We start from the raw sequence: 17,277 nt of genomic DNA, 5'->3' as shown, positions 1-17,277 counted from the left end.
GTCAGCCGAGGGTCACCGTCACGCGGACGGTCGAGCCGGCGGGGGCCACCGGGACAGCGGTGCCGGCCACCTCGACGCCGTCGACGGCGAGCGAGGCGACGCCGTGGGACACGTGCGAGGGGTTGCGCACCTCGATGAGGTAGGTCGCCCCCCGCCACGCCCGCTGCACGGAAAACCCGTCCCAGTCGTGCGGGATCGACGGGTCGACCACGAGCTCGGCCAGGCCCGGGCGGATGCCGAGCACGTACTTCGTCACGGCCGTGTACATCCAGCCCGCGGTGCCGGTCAGCCACGGGTTCTGCGCCAGCCCGTAGCGGGCGTGGTCGCGGCCGTAGACGAACTGGCAGTACACGTACGGCTCGGCCTGCCGGGTCTCGATGTCGTCGTTCTGCAGGTACGGGCAGATCGCGTCGTAGAACGCCACCGCCTCGTCGCCCCGCCCCAGGAGCGCCTCGGCGATGATCGGCCACGCGTTCGGGTGGCTGAAGATCGCGCCGTTCTCCTTGATCCCCGGGTACACGCGCGTGAGGAACCCGACCGTGTCGTCGACGTGCGTGAACGACGGCCAGTTGAGGTGGTTGCCGTAGGGGGACGCCAGCAGCTCGTGGACGGCGTCCATCGAGGCGAGGCCGCGCTCGCGGGTGGTCAGGCCGCCGATCACCGGCCACGCCTGGTGCTCGAGGAAGATCTTCCCCTCGGCGTTCGCGGCGGAGCCGATCGTCACCCCGGCACGCGTGATGCCGCGGCGCCACCACCGGCCGTCCCACAGCTGCTCGTCGGCGACCTGCTCCAGGCGGGCCAGCTCCTCGAGCCAGCGCGGCCGGTCCTCGTCGTGCGCGACCTCGAGGAACGCCCGGATCGCCCACGCGTGCAGGAACGTCACCAGGGCGGTCTCGCCGCCGCCGAGGTTGATGCCGTCGTTCCAGTCCGCGCGCAGGCCGAGCGCGACCCCGTTGGCACCCACCTGGGCGGCCGTGAACTCCAGCGCGCGCCGCAGGTGCTCGTACACCGTGCCCGACGAGCCCTCCGCGAAGGTGATCTCACGGTCCAGGAACGCCCGGTCGCCGGTCTCCTTGACGTACTCGACCACGGTCGGCACCAGCCACAGGTGGTCGTCGGAGCAGGTGTCCTCCAGGCCGTGGATCAGCGAGTCGCGCGATCGGCGGGGCACGATCGTCGGCGACGGGATGTCCGGCAGGCGCGGCGCGTCGGGGTCGAAGTCGTCGGGGTCGAACAGGTGCAGCCCGTAGCCGGCCTCGGTCTGGGCCCGCAGCAGCTGCGTGATCCGCCGCAGCGACGCCGCCGGGTTGGAGTGGATCACCGACATGCAGTCCTGCGCGGTGTCGCGGTAGCCCAGCCCCGACCGCCCGCCGACCTCGACGAACGAGGCGAACCGCGACCACACGACGCAGGTCTCGGCCTGGAGCAGGGTCCAGGTGTTGATGAGGGTGTTCATGCCCTCGTGCGGCGTGGCGATGCGCAGCCGGTCCTGCTTGCCGCGCCAGTGCGCCGCCAGGCGCGCCCGCTCGTCGTCCACCGTGGCCGGCGACGAGTACTTGGCCTTCATCGCCCGGCCGGCCGCGTCGCGCGAGCCGTAGCCGAGGACGAACGCCAGCCGCGCGGTCTCGCCCGGCGCGAGCGTGATCCGGTGGAGCAGCGCGCCGCAGTGGTTCTGCGTGGTGCCCTGCGAGCCGGAGCCGGTGCCGCGCTCCACCGCCAGCGGGTTGCGCTCGTCGCGGTAGGGCCCGACGAAGTCGTCGCGCATCGCGTCGAACGAGTCCGGCGTGCGCGACGAGGCGAAGTAGTGGAACGTCCACGGCTCGTAGTACGCGTCGCACTCGACGATGCCGTCGGCGTACGTGGCGCCCTGCGAGTACAGGGACATCTGCAGGTTCTCGTTGTCGACCGTGATGGTGTGGAACGAGAACTCGACGTAGCCGGTGACGGTGAGCGTGCGCTCGCGGTCCGTCCGGTTCGTCAGGCGGACGTCCCAGACCTCGCAGTCGTCGTCCAGCGGGACGAACACGGTCTGGTTCGCGTCGATGCCGCGGTAGGACGCCTCGAAGGTGGTGTAGCCGAGGCCGTGGCGCGTGGTCCAGCGGCCGGCGCTGCCGTCGTCGGGCACCGCCGCCGCGCCCGTGACGAACGGCTTGCCGACCGGCTGCCACGACACCGACCAGTGGTCCGCGGACTCGTCGTCCCGCAGGTAGACGTACTTGCCGGGCCGGTCGAGCGGCACGCCGTTCTGCCGGAACCGCGTGATGCGGCCGGTCTGCGCGGACCGGTAGTACGAGTACCCGCCGCCGTTGTGGGAGATGACCGTGCAGAAGTCCTTGCCGCCCAGGTAGTTGGTCCAGGAGACCGGGACGTCCGGGCGGTCGACGACGTACTCGTCGCCGGAGAAGTGGCCGTAGCGCATGGGTCCTCGGTGATCGTCGTCGGTGGGTCAGCCGTTGGCGGTGGCGAAGCCGCGCAGCCAGTCGAGCATCTCGTGGGCCTTCGCCTCGGTGTCCGCCTCGACCGTCAGCCGCAGCAGGGGCTCGGTGCCGGAGAACCGGAGCAGGGCCCAGTTGTCGTCCTCCAGCAGGATCTTGGTGCCGTCGAGGTGCGAGACGCCGACCACCGGGTAGGGGCCGATGTGGGTCAGCGGGCTCGCCTCGAGCCGGCGGGGCACCGCGACGCGCATCTCGGGGGTGGCCGGCACCGCGTCGTCGAGCATGACCAGGTGGCCGGTGATCGCGTCGATCGCGGCGCGCAGCTCCGAGATCGTCCTGCCGGTGCGGGCGAGCATCTCCACGACGAGGGCGCACGCGAAGATGCCGTCCTTGCCGAGCAGCCAGCCGCGGATCGTCAGGCCGCCGGACGACTCGCCGCCGAGCAGCGCGTCGATCCGCTCCATGCCGGCGGTGACGTGCTTGAAGCCGACCTTCACCTCGACGTGCTCCTCACCGAAGTGGGCCGCGAGCCGGTCGAGGCGGTGCGTCGTGGCGAGGTTGCGGGCGACGCCGCCGCGCTGGCCGCGCACCTCGTGCAGGTACCAGTAGACGAGGAGCAGCAGGTCGTTGCTCGAGATGTACTCGCCCGCCTCGTCGACGATGCCGATGCGGTCCGAGTCGCCGTCCGTGGCCAGGCCGAGGGAGTACCGGCCGGACCGCATCATGTCGATGAGCGTCGAGAGCCGCTCGAGGTCGGGGGCCGGGGCGATGCCGCCGAAGAGCGGGTTGTGCGCCGCGTGGATGAACTCGGCCTGCACCCGCATGTCCGACAGGACCGTGCCGAGCGTCAGCTGGCTGGTGCCGTACATCGCGTCGACGACGACCCGCAGCTCGGAGTCCCGCGCGGCGCGCACGTCGACGATGCCCTCGATGGCGTCGACGTAGGGGCCGGTCAGGCTGCGCTCGACGACCACCCCGGCCCGGCGGGCCAGCTCGATGTCGAGCGTGATGACGTCGGCGACGCTCATCGCGTTCGCCTCGTCCTGGTAGCGGTCGGTCTCGTCGTCCAACGGCAGCGAGCCGTCGGAGCGGAACACCTTGATCCCGTTCCACTGCGGCGGGTTGTGGCTGGAGGTGACGATGACGCCGTACGCCGCGTCGAGGTAGGGCGCGGCGAACGTCACCAGCGGGGTCGGGACGTCGTCGGGCAGGAGCGTCACCGGGATGTTGTTGCCTGCGAAGACCTCGGCGGCGGCGATCGCCGCCTCGCGGGAGAGGAAGCGGCGGTCGCCGCCGATGACGACGCCGCGCGCCTCCTTGCCCTGGCGGACGGCCTCGTTGGCGATCGCCTGGCACAGCCGACGGACGTTGGCGAGCGTGAAGCCCTCGCCGATGAGCGCGCGCCACCCGCCGGTGCCGAAGACGATCCGGGTGTCGGTGTTCTTCTTCGGGACGAACAGGCGCTTGAGGACGATGTCGGCGGCGACCGCGAGCTCGGCCGGCGTGTTGACGCCCTGGACCTCGTCGGTGTCGTCGATCCGGTAGCTGGTGATCTGCTTGCCGAGCCCGATGACGCGCCGGGCGAGGTCGGTGAGCCGGTGCTCGCCGGCCCGTGCCATCGCCTCGAGCTCGCCGAACAGCAGGCCGGGCGCGGCCACGTAGGCGCCCACGTTGACCTCGGCGGGCCCGTCGGCGCGGTCGTCCTGGTCGATGGCCACGATGCGGCCGTCCTCGCGGACGATGCGCCCGTACGCCGCGTCGGCGTGCGCCACCTGGGCGGTGAGGATCGACAGGTCGGCGCGCTTGAGGTCGTGGCGGGTGAGCAGGCCGAGGAGCGACTCCGGGCGCAGCAGCGGGGTGTCGGCGTGGACGACGAGGACCTCGTCGACGTCGTCCCCGACCGCCGCTCGCGCGGCGAGGGCCGCGGCCCCCGTGCCGTGCCGCTCGTGCTGCTCGACGTAGACCAGGTCGTCGCCGAGCAGGCGCCGGAGCTCGTCGTCCCCGGGCGCCATGACCACGACGATCCGGGCGGGCGCCACCAGCGCGCGGACGGTGGCCAGCGCGAGCTGGGCCACGGTCGCGTCGCCGAGGGAGCGCGTCAGCAGCCGGCGGGACGGCTCGTCCTGACCGGCCGCGAGGACGACCACGGCGCGCACGGTGGACGAGGAGGGCAGCGGGCGGGACATCGGTGACCCCTTGATTTGTTCGGAACCCTTCCAAACTCATCATGCCGCATCCGCGGCGCCGGGGCCAGCCTCGCGCCGGGGCTCAGGCCAGCGCGGGCAGCACCTCGCGCTCGAACAGCTCCAGGCCGGACCGGTCGTACGCGACGAGCGGGAAGTAGCAGATCGTGTACCCGAGCCCGACGGCCGCGTACGCCCGCAGCTTCTCGACGATCTGCTCCGGGGTGCCGACGAGCGGGCCGGTGCGCAGATCCTCGCGGACCTCGGCGGCCTTCGCCGGCACGGTCGTCGCGTAGTGCGCCTCGTAGCGGTCGAGCAGCGCGGGGATCTCGGCCTCGGACTCGGCGACGACCACGTTGAAGTTCGCCGAGCGGGTGATCTCCTCGAACGGCCGGCCGATGTCCCGGCAGTGGCCCGCGAGCACCTCGGACTTCGCCGCGAAGGCTTCCGGCTCGCCGGAGAAGTTCGTGTAGTCGGCGTACCTCGCCGCGATCTTCAGCGTCACCTTCTCGCCCGACCCGGCGATCCACAGCGGGATGCCGCCGGCCTGCAGCGGCAGCGGCGAGAGCATCGCGCCGTCGACGTCGTAGTACCGGCCGTGCAGCGTCGCGGTGCCCGTGGTCCACATCTGGCGGAAGACCTGCACGCCCTCGTCGAGCATGCCCAGCCGCTCGCCGGCCCGCGGGAAGCCGTACCCGTAGGCGCGCCACTCGTGCTCGTACCAGCCGCCGCCGATGCCCATCTCGACGCGCCCACCGGAGACGACGTCGGCGGTCGTGGCCACCTTCGCCAGGTAGGCGGGGTTGCGGTAGGCCATGCACGTGCACATCTGGCCGAGCCGGACGCGGTCGGTCACCGCACCGAAGGCGCTCATGAGGCTCCACGCCTCGTGGACGGCCTCGCCGTTCGGCTCGGGCACGGAGTGGAAGTGGTCGTAGACCCAGACCGACTCCCAGTCGCCCGCGTCGGCGTGCTGCACGAGGTCGCGCATGACGCGCCAGTGGTCGCGGGGCTCGATGCCGGTGAGGTCCTGACGCCAACCCTGGGGGACGAACATTCCGAAGCGCATGGCTCGCACGCTACCGACCCGGGCGGAAGGATGACGACGTGCTCCTCGCCTGGGACGCCGCCACCGTGCGCGCCGCCGAAGAACCGCTCCTCGCCGCCGGCGTCCCGCTCATGGACCGCGCGGCGTTCGCGCTGTCCGTGATCGTCGCCCGTGAGCTGCTCGAGCGGCGGGGCCGCGTCGGCGGGGCGCGGGTCGTGCTCCTCGTCGGACCGGGCAACAACGGCGGCGACACGCTGTTCGCGGGCGCGTACCTGGCGGCCCGGGGCGCGGCGGTCACCGCGGTGCTGGCCGCCGAGCGCGTGCACGACGAAGGGCTCGCCGCCCTGGTGGCGGCCGGCGGGCGCGCGGCGCGCGTGGGGCCGGACGAGGGGGCGCGCCTCGCCGCCGGCGCCGACGTGCTGCTCGACGGGCTGCTGGGGATCGGGGCTCGCGGCGGCCTGCGGGGTACCGCCCGGGACCTCGTCGGCGCGCTCGCCCCGGCACGTCCGCGGCCCTTCGTGGTCGCCGTCGACGTGCCGTCCGGCATCGGCATCGACGACGGCACCGTGCCGGGCGAGGTGCTGCCCGCCGACCTCGCCGTGACCTTCGGCGGGGCCAAGCCGGGGCTGCTGCTCCCACCGGCCGCCGGGCTCGTCGGGCGCGTCGAGGTCGTCGACGTCGGGTTGTCGCTGCCGCGCGACGAGGCCGCCGTCACGCGGCTCGGCGCCGCCGACGTTGCCGCGGCCTGGCCGGTGCCGACGGCGGACGACCACAAGTACCGCCGGGGCGTGCTCGGCGTCGTGGCCGGGACGAGCACGTACCCCGGCGCCGCCGTGCTCGTGTGCCGGGCCGCGGTTCGGGCGGGCGTCGGGATGGTGCGGTACCTGGGGGACGTGGGGTCGGCGGTCGTCGCGGCGCACCCCGAGGTGGTCACCGGTGAGGGCCAGGTCCAGGCGTGGGTGCTCGGGCCCGGTGTCGATGCGCACGACGAGGCCCAGGCCGCGCGCATCGCGGCGGCCCTGCGCTCCGGGCTGCCGGCGGTCGTCGACGCGGGTGCGCTGCCGCACCTGCCGGAACGCGTCGGTCCGCACGTGGTGCTCACCCCCCACGCCGGCGAGCTGGTGCGGCTGCTGGCGGCGCGCGGCGTGGCCGCGGAGCGCGACGAGGTCGCGGCGGCGCCGCTGGCGGTCGCCCGGGAGGCCCACGAGCTGACCGGCGCGACGGTCCTGCTCAAGGGCGCGGTGACGGTCGTCGTCGGCCCGGGTGCGGTGCACACGCAGGCGGAGGCGCCGGCGTGGCTGGCGACGGCCGGCGCGGGCGACGTGCTGGCGGGCCTGCTCGGCGCGCTGCTCGCCGGCCGCTCGTCGGACGTGCTCGCGGAGCCCACCCTCGCCGCGCGGCTGGCGGCCGTCGCCGCGAGCGTGCACGGCCGCGCCGCCCACGCCGCCAACCCCGGCGGCCCAGTGTCTGCGTCGACGGTCGCCGACGCGCTGCCCGCGACCGTCGCCGGCCTGCTGCGAGACGCCGGCCGGTAGGCGCGCCCGCTGGGGGCGGACGAGCCGGGGGCCGGCCGGGTCGCGGTGGGAGGATGGCCCGCGTGAGCGACTACCCCGCACGCGCCGTCGTCGACCTCGCCGCGATCCGCGGGAACGTCGCGGCGCTGGCCGGGTACGCGTCGACCGCGCAGGTGATGGCGGTCGTCAAGGCGGACGCCTACGGGCACGGGCTCGTCCCGGTGGCCCGCGCCGCGGTCGAGGGCGGCGCGACCTGGCTCGGCACCGCCCAGGTGAGCGAGGCGCTGGCGCTGCGCGCCGCGGGCGTCGTCGGCCCCCGGATCCTGGCCTGGCTGTACGCCCCCGGGGCGCCCCTGCGCGAGGCGATCGAGGCCGACGTCGACCTGTCGGTCGCCGCGCCGTGGGCCGTGGGCGCGGTGGTCGTGGCGGCGCGGGAGGCCGGCCGGTCCGCACGCGTCCACCTCAAGGTCGACACCGGGCTCGGCCGCAACGGCGTCATGCCGGACGCGCTCGACGAGGTCGTCGTGCCGCTGCTCGAGGCGCAGGCCGAGGGCGCGGTCGAGCTGGTCGGCGTCTGGTCGCACTTCGCCTTCGCCGACGAGCCCGACCACCCGACCGTCCGCGCGCAGGAGGACGTCTTCGACGCCGCCGTGCGGGCCGTCGAGGCGGCGGGCGCGCACCTCGAGGTGCGCCACATCGCCAACTCCGCGGCGACGCTGACGCGCCCGGCGGTCCACTACGACCTCGTCCGCCCGGGGCTCGCCGTGTACGGCCTGTCACCGGTGCCGCAGCTCGGCGGCCCGGAGGCGTTCGGGCTGACACCGGCGATGACGCTCGAAGCCCGGCTGGCGACGGTCAAGGACGTCGGCGCCGGCCAGGGTGTCTCGTACGCCCACCAGTACGTCACCGACCGGGCCACGCGGCTCGGTGTCGTGCCGCTCGGCTACGCCGACGGCATCCCGCGTCACGCGTCCGGCACGCCCGGCCGGCTCGGCGGACCCGTGCAGGTCGGTGGCCGCCGGCTCGGGATCGCGGGGCGCGTCTGCATGGACCAGTTCGTCCTCGACCTCGGGCCGGGGGCCGACGAGCAGGCCGGCGACGTGGTGACGCTGTTCGGGCGCGCCCCGGGCCCCACCGCCCAGGACTGGGCGGACGTCACCGGCACCATCTCCTACGAGATCACCACGCGCCTCGGCGCCCGCATCCCCCGGGAGTACGTGAACTGATGGCCACCCTGACGCTGCCCACCGCCGAGGCGACGCGCGCCTGGGGCGAGGCCCTCGCGCCGCTGCTGCGCGCCGGCGACCTCGTCGTGCTCACCGGCGACCTCGGCGCGGGCAAGACGACCCTGACGCAGGGCATCGGCGCCGGCCTGCACGTGCGCGGCCAGGTGGCGAGCCCGACGTTCATCATCGCCCGTGAGCACCCGCCGCTGCCGCGTGAGGACGGCACCCGCGGCCCCTGGCTGGTCCACGTCGACGCGTACCGGCTGCGCTCGTTCGACGAGGTCGCCGCACTGGACCTCGAGTCCGAGATGGACGAGGCCGTCACGGTGGTCGAGTGGGGCGGCGGCTGGGTCGAGCCGCTGTCCGACGACCGGCTGGAGCTGACGCTGCACCGCCCGCACGGCGCCGTCGACCCCACCGGCGACGAGCCGGCCGACGCGGGCGAGCGCGTCCTGGAGGTCGTCGCGGTCGGCCCCCGGTGGGCGGGCGTGGCGCTGCCCGGCGTCGGCGTCGTCGAGCCCGTGGCAGGCTGAGGCCGTGCCGATCCTCGCCCTGGACACGTCGTCCGCCGTGGCGGTCGCGGTGCTCTCCGACGACGCCCGCGACGTGCTGGCCGCCGCCTCGTCGGCACAGCCCCGCCGCCACGCCGAGCTGCTCGCGCCGATGATCACCGCGACCCTCGCCGAGGCCGGCGTGGACCGGCGCGCGCTCACCGCGATCGTCGCCGGCACCGGGCCCGCGCCGTTCACCGGCCTGCGCGTCGGGCTCGTCACGGCCCGCACGTTCGGCCTCGCCCTGGGCGTCCCCGTGTGGGGCGTGCCCTCGCTCGACGCCCTCGCCGCCGGCGCCGTGGCCGGGGCCGCCCCCGGCACCCGTGTCGTCGCCGTCAGCGACGCGCGGCGGCGCGAGGTCTACTGGGCCGCCTACGAGGCGGCACCCGGGGGCCTGACGGCGCTGGCGGGACCGGACATCGCCGCCCCCGCGGAGCTGCGGGCCTCCGGAAGGCTGGACGGAGCGCTCGTCGTCGGCCGCGGCGCGCTGCTCCACGCCACCACGCTGGGGCTGGCCGGCGAGCCCACCGTCCTCGACCCCGACCCCGCGGACCTCGCCCGCCTGGCGGTGGCCCGCGCCGCGGCCGGCCAGCCGCTGCCGACGGAACCGCTCTACCTCCGCCGCCCCGACGCGGAGCCGCACGCGGGCGCCAAGAGGGTCCTGACGTGAGCCACGGGACACCCGCGTGACGGTCCCGGGCGTCGAGGTCGTCGTGCGGCCGCTGGTCGCCTCCGACCTCGACCAGCTCGACCGCCTGGAGCGCACCCTCTTCGACGCCGCCGCGTGGTCCCGGGCGTCCTTCGCCGAGGAGATCGTGGCGGACGGCCGGTGGTACCTCGGGGCCGAGCGTGCCGCCGACGGTGCCCTCGTCGGCTACGCCGGGATCTGGTTCGACGGCTACGACGCCCAGGTGATGACCATCGCCGTCGACGCCGCCCACCAGGGGCACGGGCTCGGCCGTCGGCTGCTGACCGCGCTCGTCGGGCACGCGCGCGAGGTCGGCGCCGCGCAGGTGCTGCTCGAGGTGCGGGTCGACAACGCCCCGGCGATCCACCTGTACGAGTCGATGGGCTTCGTCATGCTCGGGCGCCGGCGCGCGTACTACCAGCCGGGCAACATCGACGCGTACACGATGCGGCTGCCGCTGGAGGACGTGTGAGGGGAGAGGTGCTGGTGACCGCCGAGGAGCTGGCGGCCGCGCTCACGGACGACGAACCACCGGTGCTGCTCGACGTGCGGTGGGCCTTGCGGCGCACGCGCGACGAGTCGCACGAGCGCTACCTCGTCGGGCACCTGCCGGGAGCGGTGTACGTCGACCTCGAGGCCGAGCTGGCGGCGCCACCGTCGCCCCTGGCCGGGCGCCACCCGCTGCCGGCGGTCGGCGACCTCGAGGCGGCCGCCCGGCGGTGGGGGGTGTGTGAGGGGTCGTCGGTCGTCGTGTACGACGACGTCGCCGGCACCTCGGCCGCCCGCGCCTGGTGGCTGCTGCGCTGGGCCGGCGTCGCCTCGGTGCGGCTGCTCGACGGCGGGCTGGCGGCCTGGACGGCGGCGGGCCTGTCGCTGGAGGCGGGGGAGGTGACCGCCGAACCGGGTGACCTCGTGGTGCGTCCGGGTGCGATGGCCACCGTGACGGCCGACGAGGCCGCGGCGTGGCCCGGCACGCTCCTCGACGCCCGTGCCGCCGAGCGGTACGCGGGGGTCGTCGAGCCGGTCGACCCGCGCGCGGGGCACATCCCCGGCGCGGTCAGCGTCCCGACGGCGGGCAACGTCGACGACGACGGCCGGTTCCTGCCCGACGAGGCGCTGCGGGCGCGGTTCGCGGGCCTCGTCGGCGCCGTGGCGGTGTACTGCGGGTCGGGCGTCACCGCCGCCCACGAGATCGCCGCGCTCGCCGCGATCGGCGCGGAGGCGGCCCTGTACCCCGGGTCGTGGTCGGCGTGGTCGAACGACCCGGCACGGCCGGTGGCGACCGGCGACAGGCCGTAGCGGCGGTCAGACGGTCGTCGTCGCCTGGTCCCAGCCGAGCCGGGCGGCGCGCGGGAACGTCGTGCCCGAACCCTCGGCCTGCGCGACGTTCACCACGAGGAGGGACGTCCAGCCGGTGCCGGCCAGCAGGTCCTCGTCGACGCCGGCGGCGTCCGCGATGGCCATCGGCCCGGCCGCGAGGCCGACCGCGCGCAGCGCGAGGATGAGGTACCCGGCCTGCAGCCACGAGTTGTTGGTGGCGAACGCCCGCCGCTGCTCGTCGTTGCCCTCGAGCATGCCGACCATGGCGGTCATGTGCGGGGCGAGCGTGGGGATGTGCTGGTGGAACCGGGTGTCGGCCGCCAGGACGAGCGACACGGGCGCCGTGAGCACGCGCTCGACGTTGCCCTCGCTCATGTGGTCGGCCAAGCGGCGGCGCGCCTCGGGCGTGCGCACGACGAGCAGGCGCAGCGGCGTGAAGTTCACCGCCGTCGGGCCCCACTTGGCGAGGTCGTAGGCCGCCTCGAGCTGCTCGTCGGTCACCTCGCCCTCGGCGAACGTGCGGACGGTGCGCGCCTCGCGGAACAGCAGGTCCGCGGTGGCGTCGTCGATGCGGGTATCGGTGGGCAGGGCGGAGAGCTCGATCGTCACGAGATCATTGAACTATCAATCACTATGAAAGCATCCCATGTCTCGTCCCGCGGGCTGGTGACATCGGTCACACGGGCGGTCGGCACCTATCCTGGGGCCCCATGACCGCCGAGCCGCTCGTCCTGGGCATCGAGACCTCCTGCGACGAGACCGGCGTCGGCCTCGTCCGCGGCTACGAGCTGCTGGTGGACGCCGTCGCCTCGTCCGTCGACGAGCACGCGCGGTTCGGCGGGATCATCCCGGAGATCGCGTCGCGCGCCCACCTCGAGGCGATGGTCCCGACGATCGAGCGCGCCCTGGCCACCGCCGGCGTCGCGCTCGCCGACGTCGACGCGATCGCCGTGACCGCCGGGCCGGGCCTGGTCGGCCCGCTCACCGTCGGCGCGTCGGCGGCCAAGGCGCTCGCGGTCGCGCTCGACAAGCCGCTCTACGGGATCAACCACGTCATCGGCCATGCCGTGGTCGACGAGCTCGTCGACGGGCCGTTCCCGTCGCGTGTCATGGCGCTGGTGGTCTCGGGCGGCCACTCGTCGCTCCTGCTCATCGACGACACCGTCAACGTCACCGAGCTGGGCTCCACGCTCGACGACGCGGCGGGGGAGGCGTTCGACAAGGTCGGCCGGCTGCTGGGCCTGCCCTACCCGGGCGGCCCGCACATCGACCGACTGGCGCGGGAGGGCAATCCGGAGGCGATCCGGTTCCCGCGCGGCCTGACCGCGGCCAAGGACCAGGCCGACCACGCGACGGACTTCTCGTTCTCTGGGCTCAAGACGGCCGTGGCCCGGTGGGTGGAGGCCCGCCAGGACGCCGGGCTGGACATCCCGCTCAACGACGTCTCGGCCTCGTTCGCCGCCGCGGTGGCCGACGTCCTGACGGCGAAGGCGATCGCGGCCTGCCGCGCCCACGGGGTCGACACGCTCGTCGTCGGCGGCGGCTTCTCGGCCAACTCGCAGCTGCGCGAGATGGCGGCGAAGCGGTGCGCCGAGGCCGGGCTGACGCTGCGCATCCCGCCGATCCGGTTCTGCACCGACAACGGCGCGATGATCGCAGCGCTCGGCTCGGCCGTGGTCCGCCGGGGGCTGCCGCCCTCGGCGCTCGACCTGCCGGTCGACTCGTCGATGCCGTTGACGACCGTCCTGCTCTAGCCCGGTCAAGGACGTTCTCCCGCCGGCCGATGGCATAGCCATGGGGGAGGGGTGGCCCGCGTGACCGCTGGACTGGCGCCCGACACGGGCTGGGGGCTCGCCGACAGTGCGAAGCTCCTGGTGTTCTTCGTGCTCGTCTTCCCGGCGCTCCACGTGGTCGGGCGGCTGATGCTGCGGGCCAAGATGACGCGGATCGCGACGCGCGGCCGGCCGGAGCTCCGCGCCGAGGCCGCCGCGAAGGCTCGACAGGCGTTCCCGCTCTTCGGTCGGATCGGGAAGGCGCCCTCGGCCTTCCCCACCGACGTCTACGCGCTCAGCTGCCCGATCGTCGTCCCCCCGCTCGGCGACGGTCGACCCGGCGAGCGTTTCGCTGCACCCTGCGCAGCCGAGCCCGACGCGCGGCTCCAGTCGGACGGCGCACGCACGGACGCCCAGCTGCGGTTGGCGCCCGGCACGGCGATCAACGTCGTCTGCTTCGGGAGGGTCGGGTCGGTGCGGGGCGGTCACGTCCTCGGGCCCGCAGCCGAACGCTGCCAGGTGACGCGCAGGGCCGTTCCGGACCGCTGGCAACCGCACGGCGACGTCTTCGCGATCGACACGCCCGCAGGGCCGGCCTGGCGGCACGTCCTCACCACGGACACGTCGTTCCTCGTCGACACGCACGTCGACCACGGTGGCTGGGCCTTCGCGATCGGTGTGATCGGGCAGAGCCCCCAGTCCTGGATGTCCGGCGTCGTCGACGCGGTGCTGGCCACCTGGCGATGGATCGAGGACGCCGGCAGGCCGGCCCGCGAGCCAGAGGCGTGGCCCGACCTTCCCGCCGACCCGCTCGCCGTGGACGTCACCGTCACCGTGGGTCCGCCCGAGTGCCCGGTGGCGACGTTCGGGGCGTCGGCACCGGCGCTGCCGGCACTCGGCGAGGCACGGCTCGACGGTCGCCGCACGGAGGCCGTCGTCAGGCTGTCCGCCGAGGCTGCGCTGATCGTCGAGAGCGCCGATGGCACGGCGTCGGCGGGGCAGCGTATGGCCGATGCGGCGCGGCCGACCCTCGGGTCGCTGCGATCTCCGGCCGGTCCGGTGCTCCATGCGGACACCGCGGCGGGGCCGGTGTGGCGTCGGCGATTCACCGTGGGGAAGGCGAGCATCGAGCACCAGGCGCACCTCGACCACGCAGGCCGAGCCTGGATGGTCACGCTCGCCCACGGGGTCGACGAGGAGGCCTTGGTGCCGGTGCTCGACCAGGCCCTGGCTACCTGGCGATGGGCCGAGGACCTCGTCGTGCCCGAACGCCTTGCGGGCGCGGAGAACCCGACCTAACGTACAACCTTGTGGTTGTAGATCTTCTGAACCAGGACGAGGTCGACCGCCTGTTCGCCGCGCTGGCGGACGCGACGCGGCGGGACATCCTCACGCGCGTCCTGCGGCAGGAGGCGAGCGTCTCGGCGCTCGCCGCGCGGTACGCCATGAGCTTCGCCGCGGTCCAGAAGCACGTCGCCGTGCTCGAGCGCGCCGCGCTCGTCACCAAGGAGCGGAGGGGTCGCGAACAGCTGGTCCGCGGCTCCGTCGACACCGTCCGTGCGGCCAACCGGCTGCTGGGGCAGTACGAGGAGATCTGGCGAGGCCGCCTCGAGCGGATGGACGCGATCCTCGCCGACGACCGCTGAACAGACCGACGAAGGAGGCATGCCATGGCCGTGATCGACACCACCCGTGACCCGCAGGCCCTGACGCTCGCGATCACGTCCCAGCTGTTCGCCCCGCCCGAGCGGGTGTGGGAGCTGTGGGCGGACCGGCGCCAGCTCGAGCGCTGGTGGGGCCCGCCGGGATACCCCGCGACGTTCCTCGAGCACGACTTCGTCCCCGGCGGTGCGGCGCGCTACGTCATGACGAGCCCCGAGGGCGAGAAGAGCGCGGCGTGGTTCCGGTTCCGGACCATCGAGCCGCACACCGGCCTCGAGTTCGACGAGGGCTTCGGCGACGTGCCCGACGAGGCGCCACCGGGCATGCCGCCCGCGATGCGGCTGAGCGCCCGCATGGCGGAGGCGTACGGCGGCACGACGATGACGATCACCACCACCTTCGCCAGCGTCGAGGCGATGGAGCAGGTGCTGGCGATGGGCATGCAGCAGGGCCTCGCGCTCGCGCTGTGGCAGGCCGACGCCATCCTCGCCGCCGGCTGAGGCCGCGGGCGGCTACAGCGGCCGGCCGGCACGCAGCTCGTCGAGCAGGGACCGCACGACGGCGTCGAGGTCGCCCGCGTGCCGGCGGGCGACCGCCCGCTGCCGCTGGTAGGAGGCGCCCCGGCGCAGGATGAGCCGGACCTGCTCCAGCTCGCCCGCGCAGCCGAGGCGCGCCGCGACCGGCGCGAGCGTCTCCAGCCACCGCTCCACCGACTCGGACACGAGCTCCTCCGCGCCCGACGAGTCCGTGACGAGGATCGCGTCCATGCCGTAGCGCGCCGAGCGCCACTTGTTCTCGGTGACGAACCACGGCTGCAGGGTCGGGAGGGGCTCGCCGGCGTCGGCCAGGCTCGTGAAGTGCTCGACGAGGCAGTGCGTCAGCGCCGAGATCGCGACGACCTCGGCGATGTTCGTGGCGCTGTCGGCGATCCGCACCTCCAGCGTGCCGAACCGCGGCGACGGGCGGACGTCCCAGCGCAGCTCGTTGAACTCGTCGATGACGCCGACGTGGAGCATGTCGCCGACGTACTGCTCGAGCTCGCCCCAGGTCACCAGCTGCGGCGGGAGGCCCGCGGTCGGCAGCTGCTGGAACAGCAGCGCGCGGTTGGACGCGTACCCGGTGTCGCGCCCACCCCAGAACGGCGACGACGCGGCCAGCGACTGGATGACGCCGAACACCGTGAGCATCGCGCGCGACAGCGGCAGCACCTTGTCGCGCGACTCGATGCCGACGTGCACGTGCACGCCGTAGATGAGCATCTGGCGGCCCCACCACTGGGTGCGGTCGATGAGCGTGGCGTAGCGCTGCTTGTCCGTCACGCGCTGCGTCGCCCAGTTCGCCGAGGGGTGAGTGCCGCCGCCCATGAGCTCGATCCGCAGCGGCGTCGCGACGGCCCGCACGCGGTCGAGGCAGTCGAGCAGCGCCGTGCCGGCCTCGCCGACGCTCGCGCACCGGCCCGACGACACCTCGATCGTGTTGAGCAGCAGCTCGCCCGTCACCTGGGGGCGCAGCGGGTCGTCGTCACCGTCCGCGTGGACGGCGTCGAGCACCGCCGTGGCGGCCTGCCGCAGCTCGCCGGAGTCGGCGTCGACCAGGGCGAGCTCCCACTCCAGCCCCACGCTCGAGCGCGGCGAGTCGGCGAAGGGCAGCGGCACCGGCTGGGCCATCAGGGCTCCCCGGCCGCCACGGGCTCGACGACGAGCACGCGCTGGGCGCCGGCGACGCGCGTGAGGACCACGGTCGCCTCGGCGCCGCCGCGCAGGTCGAGCTGGCCGCGCAGCGCCTCGGGCGTCACGGCGGTGCCGCGCTTCTTCACCGTCAGCCGGCCGACGCCGCGCTCCCGCAGGTAGGTGCGCAGCCGCTTGACGGCGAACGGCATCTCGTCGAGGACGCGGTAGGCGCTCGCCGCGGCGGTGGGGACCAGCAGGTCGGCGGTCACGTAGGCGATGGTCGGGTCGACGAGCCGGCCGTGCACCTCGGCGGCCACCTGCTGCACCAGCCCGGCCCGGATGACGGCCCCGTCCGGCTCGTAGAGGTAGGCGCCGACCGGCCCGACCTCGGCGCGCCCGGTGTCGCCGGCGACCACGTGCGCGCGCCCGCCGCGCAGGACGAGCGCCGAGCGGCCCGGTCCCTCGGGCGCGAGCGCGCCGAACCACAGGCCGGCCTCGACGACCTCGCCGTCGACCGAGACCCACTGGGCGTGGGCGTCGTCGGGCACCGCGCGGTGGGGCAGCCCCGGCCCGACCTTGAGGCCGAGCGCCGGGACCCGCGCCCGCACCGCCAGCACCGCGTCCAGCGGCGGGGCGTAGGCGGCCGGGTCCGCCACGCGGGCGCCCGACGAGGTCCGGCGGGCGGGGTCGGCGTAGACGGCGTCGATGCCGTCGAGGTCGAGGGCGAGCCCGTCGCCGTGCCGCACCACGGCCTCGGGGAAGTGGCGCAGGTTGACCGTGGCGATCGCCGCCGTCACCTCGTCGGCGTCGACGGCCACGACGTGCAGCCCCACGCCGGCGAACGCCATCGCATCCGCGCCGATGCCGCACGTCAGGTCGGCCACCGTGGTGGCGCCGGCGGCGAGGTACCGGCGGGCGTGGTGCGCGGCCACCTCGAGGCGCGTCGCCTGCTCCAGGCCCGCGGCCGTGAACAGCATGCCGTCGGCGAAGTCCCCGAACTTGGCGTGGGCTCTGGCCCGCAGCCGTGACTGGGTGAGCGCGGTGGCGACGAGGTCGGGGTCGAAGCCCTCGGCGTGCAGGCGGGTGGCCAGGGCCAGCGCCCGCTCCTCGTCGTACGGCGGCAACGCCGACAGCAGCGCCCATCCGTCCGGCGCCAGCAGCCGGCTCAGCGCCCCTGCGTCCATGGCCGTGATCCTCGCACGGTGGTG

16 protein-coding genes are annotated in these 17,277 nt (G+C 74.7%); 10 read left to right on the top strand and 6 right to left on the bottom strand.

Features of this window, described 5'->3' with window-relative positions; translation table 11 throughout:
• Position 1 precedes the first annotated feature (1 nt).
• The 3 genes from BGO37_RS04940 to BGO37_RS04930 form a co-directional block, all read right to left on the bottom strand.
• Positions 2 to 2,419, bottom strand: coding sequence for a N,N'-diacetylchitobiose phosphorylase (locus BGO37_RS04940; protein WP_291752792.1), 2,418 nt, complete (start codon positions 2,417 to 2,419; stop codon positions 2 to 4).
• A 27-nt stretch (positions 2,420 to 2,446) separates the two neighbouring features.
• Positions 2,447 to 4,621 carry an NTP transferase domain-containing protein gene (locus BGO37_RS04935; RefSeq protein ID WP_291752790.1) on the bottom strand — a complete coding sequence of 725 codons (2,175 nt, stop codon included), beginning with the start codon at positions 4,619 to 4,621 and terminating at the stop codon, positions 2,447 to 2,449.
• A gap of 82 nt (positions 4,622 to 4,703) precedes the next feature.
• A complete protein-coding gene (locus BGO37_RS04930; protein WP_291752789.1) occupies positions 4,704 to 5,687 on the bottom strand; it encodes an LLM class F420-dependent oxidoreductase in 984 nt (327 codons plus the stop codon).
• Positions 5,688 to 5,725: 38 nt separating this feature from the next.
• Here BGO37_RS04930 and BGO37_RS04925 point away from each other — a divergent pair, with 38 nt between their 5' ends.
• The 6 genes from BGO37_RS04925 to BGO37_RS04900 are packed head-to-tail and all read left to right on the top strand — an operon-like array spanning position 5,726 to position 10,944.
• Complete coding sequence (locus BGO37_RS04925) at positions 5,726 to 7,201, top strand: bifunctional ADP-dependent NAD(P)H-hydrate dehydratase/NAD(P)H-hydrate epimerase (RefSeq protein WP_291752787.1); 1,476 nt, start codon at positions 5,726 to 5,728, stop codon at positions 7,199 to 7,201.
• 53 nt (positions 7,202 to 7,254) lie between these two features.
• A complete protein-coding gene (alr, locus tag BGO37_RS04920; protein WP_291752786.1) occupies positions 7,255 to 8,406 on the top strand; it encodes an alanine racemase in 1,152 nt (383 codons plus the stop codon).
• Positions 8,406 to 8,939, top strand: a complete 534-nt coding sequence (gene tsaE / locus BGO37_RS04915) for a tRNA (adenosine(37)-N6)-threonylcarbamoyltransferase complex ATPase subunit type 1 TsaE (protein ID WP_291752785.1) — start codon at positions 8,406 to 8,408, stop codon at positions 8,937 to 8,939. The genes alr and tsaE overlap by 1 nt, the downstream gene beginning before the upstream one ends.
• Before the next feature lie 4 nt (positions 8,940 to 8,943).
• Positions 8,944 to 9,627: a tRNA (adenosine(37)-N6)-threonylcarbamoyltransferase complex dimerization subunit type 1 TsaB gene (gene tsaB / locus BGO37_RS04910; protein WP_291752784.1), complete on the top strand. Its 684-nt coding sequence runs from the start codon at positions 8,944 to 8,946 to the stop codon at positions 9,625 to 9,627.
• 16 nt (positions 9,628 to 9,643) lie between these two features.
• Positions 9,644 to 10,117: a ribosomal protein S18-alanine N-acetyltransferase gene (gene rimI, locus BGO37_RS04905; protein ID WP_291752783.1), complete on the top strand. Its 474-nt coding sequence runs from the start codon at positions 9,644 to 9,646 to the stop codon at positions 10,115 to 10,117.
• Between the two features lie 14 nt (positions 10,118 to 10,131).
• Positions 10,132 to 10,944 carry a sulfurtransferase gene (locus tag BGO37_RS04900; RefSeq protein ID WP_291752782.1) on the top strand — a complete coding sequence of 271 codons (813 nt, stop codon included), beginning with the start codon at positions 10,132 to 10,134 and terminating at the stop codon, positions 10,942 to 10,944.
• A 6-nt stretch (positions 10,945 to 10,950) separates the two neighbouring features.
• Here the strand turns inward: BGO37_RS04900 and BGO37_RS04895 are convergent, their stop codons facing one another.
• Positions 10,951 to 11,574, bottom strand: coding sequence for a malonic semialdehyde reductase (locus BGO37_RS04895; protein ID WP_291752781.1), 624 nt, complete (start codon positions 11,572 to 11,574; stop codon positions 10,951 to 10,953).
• Between the two features lie 101 nt (positions 11,575 to 11,675).
• Here BGO37_RS04895 and tsaD point away from each other — a divergent pair, with 101 nt between their 5' ends.
• Genes tsaD through BGO37_RS04875 form a run of 4 tightly spaced genes read left to right on the top strand, consistent with a single transcriptional unit; the run spans position 11,676 to position 14,899 of the window.
• On the top strand, positions 11,676 to 12,719 hold the full coding sequence (gene tsaD / locus BGO37_RS04890) for a tRNA (adenosine(37)-N6)-threonylcarbamoyltransferase complex transferase subunit TsaD (RefSeq protein ID WP_291752779.1): 1,044 nt from the start codon (positions 11,676 to 11,678) through the stop codon (positions 12,717 to 12,719).
• Between the two features lie 60 nt (positions 12,720 to 12,779).
• On the top strand, positions 12,780 to 14,036 hold the full coding sequence (locus BGO37_RS04885; RefSeq protein ID WP_291752778.1) for a hypothetical protein: 1,257 nt from the start codon (positions 12,780 to 12,782) through the stop codon (positions 14,034 to 14,036).
• 11 nt (positions 14,037 to 14,047) lie between these two features.
• Positions 14,048 to 14,383 (top strand): metalloregulator ArsR/SmtB family transcription factor, encoded by a 336-nt coding sequence (locus BGO37_RS04880; protein WP_291752777.1) that lies wholly within the window; start codon positions 14,048 to 14,050, stop codon positions 14,381 to 14,383.
• 24 nt (positions 14,384 to 14,407) lie between these two features.
• Positions 14,408 to 14,899, top strand: a complete 492-nt coding sequence (locus tag BGO37_RS04875) for an SRPBCC domain-containing protein (protein WP_291752776.1) — start codon at positions 14,408 to 14,410, stop codon at positions 14,897 to 14,899.
• Between the two features lie 12 nt (positions 14,900 to 14,911).
• Here the strand turns inward: BGO37_RS04875 and BGO37_RS04870 are convergent, their stop codons facing one another.
• Both BGO37_RS04870 and BGO37_RS04865 read right to left on the bottom strand, forming a co-directional pair.
• Positions 14,912 to 16,066, bottom strand: a complete 1,155-nt coding sequence (locus BGO37_RS04870; protein ID WP_291752775.1) for a glutamate--cysteine ligase — start codon at positions 16,064 to 16,066, stop codon at positions 14,912 to 14,914.
• A complete protein-coding gene (locus BGO37_RS04865; RefSeq protein WP_291752774.1) occupies positions 16,066 to 17,253 on the bottom strand; it encodes a class I SAM-dependent methyltransferase in 1,188 nt (395 codons plus the stop codon). Before BGO37_RS04865 ends, BGO37_RS04870 begins: the two co-directional genes overlap by 1 nt.
• Positions 17,254 to 17,277 lie beyond the last annotated feature (24 nt).

Source organism: Cellulomonas sp. 73-92, from assembly GCF_001898175.1.
Taxonomy (GTDB): Bacteria; Actinomycetota; Actinomycetes; order Actinomycetales; family Cellulomonadaceae; genus Cellulomonas.
This window is presented reverse-complemented; position numbering and strand designations above follow the sequence as displayed.

Bases quoted from the DNA above. Each gene is read 5' to 3' on its own strand.
- BGO37_RS04940 (WP_291752792.1), bottom strand. From the start codon at position 2,419: ATGCGCTACGGCCACTTCTCCGGCGACGAGTACGTCGTCGACCGCCCG.
- BGO37_RS04935 (WP_291752790.1), bottom strand. From the start codon at position 4,621: ATGTCCCGCCCGCTGCCCTCCTCGTCCACCGTGCGCGCCGTGGTCGTC.
- BGO37_RS04930 (WP_291752789.1), bottom strand. From the start codon at position 5,687: ATGCGCTTCGGAATGTTCGTCCCCCAGGGTTGGCGTCAGGACCTCACC.
- alr (WP_291752786.1), top strand. From the start codon at position 7,255: ATGGCCCGCGTGAGCGACTACCCCGCACGCGCCGTCGTCGACCTCGCC.
- tsaE (WP_291752785.1), top strand. From the start codon at position 8,406: ATGGCCACCCTGACGCTGCCCACCGCCGAGGCGACGCGCGCCTGGGGC.
- tsaD (WP_291752779.1), top strand. From the start codon at position 11,676: ATGACCGCCGAGCCGCTCGTCCTGGGCATCGAGACCTCCTGCGACGAG.
- BGO37_RS04875 (WP_291752776.1), top strand. From the start codon at position 14,408: ATGGCCGTGATCGACACCACCCGTGACCCGCAGGCCCTGACGCTCGCG.
- BGO37_RS04870 (WP_291752775.1), bottom strand. From the start codon at position 16,066: ATGGCCCAGCCGGTGCCGCTGCCCTTCGCCGACTCGCCGCGCTCGAGC.
- BGO37_RS04865 (WP_291752774.1), bottom strand. From the start codon at position 17,253: ATGGACGCAGGGGCGCTGAGCCGGCTGCTGGCGCCGGACGGATGGGCG.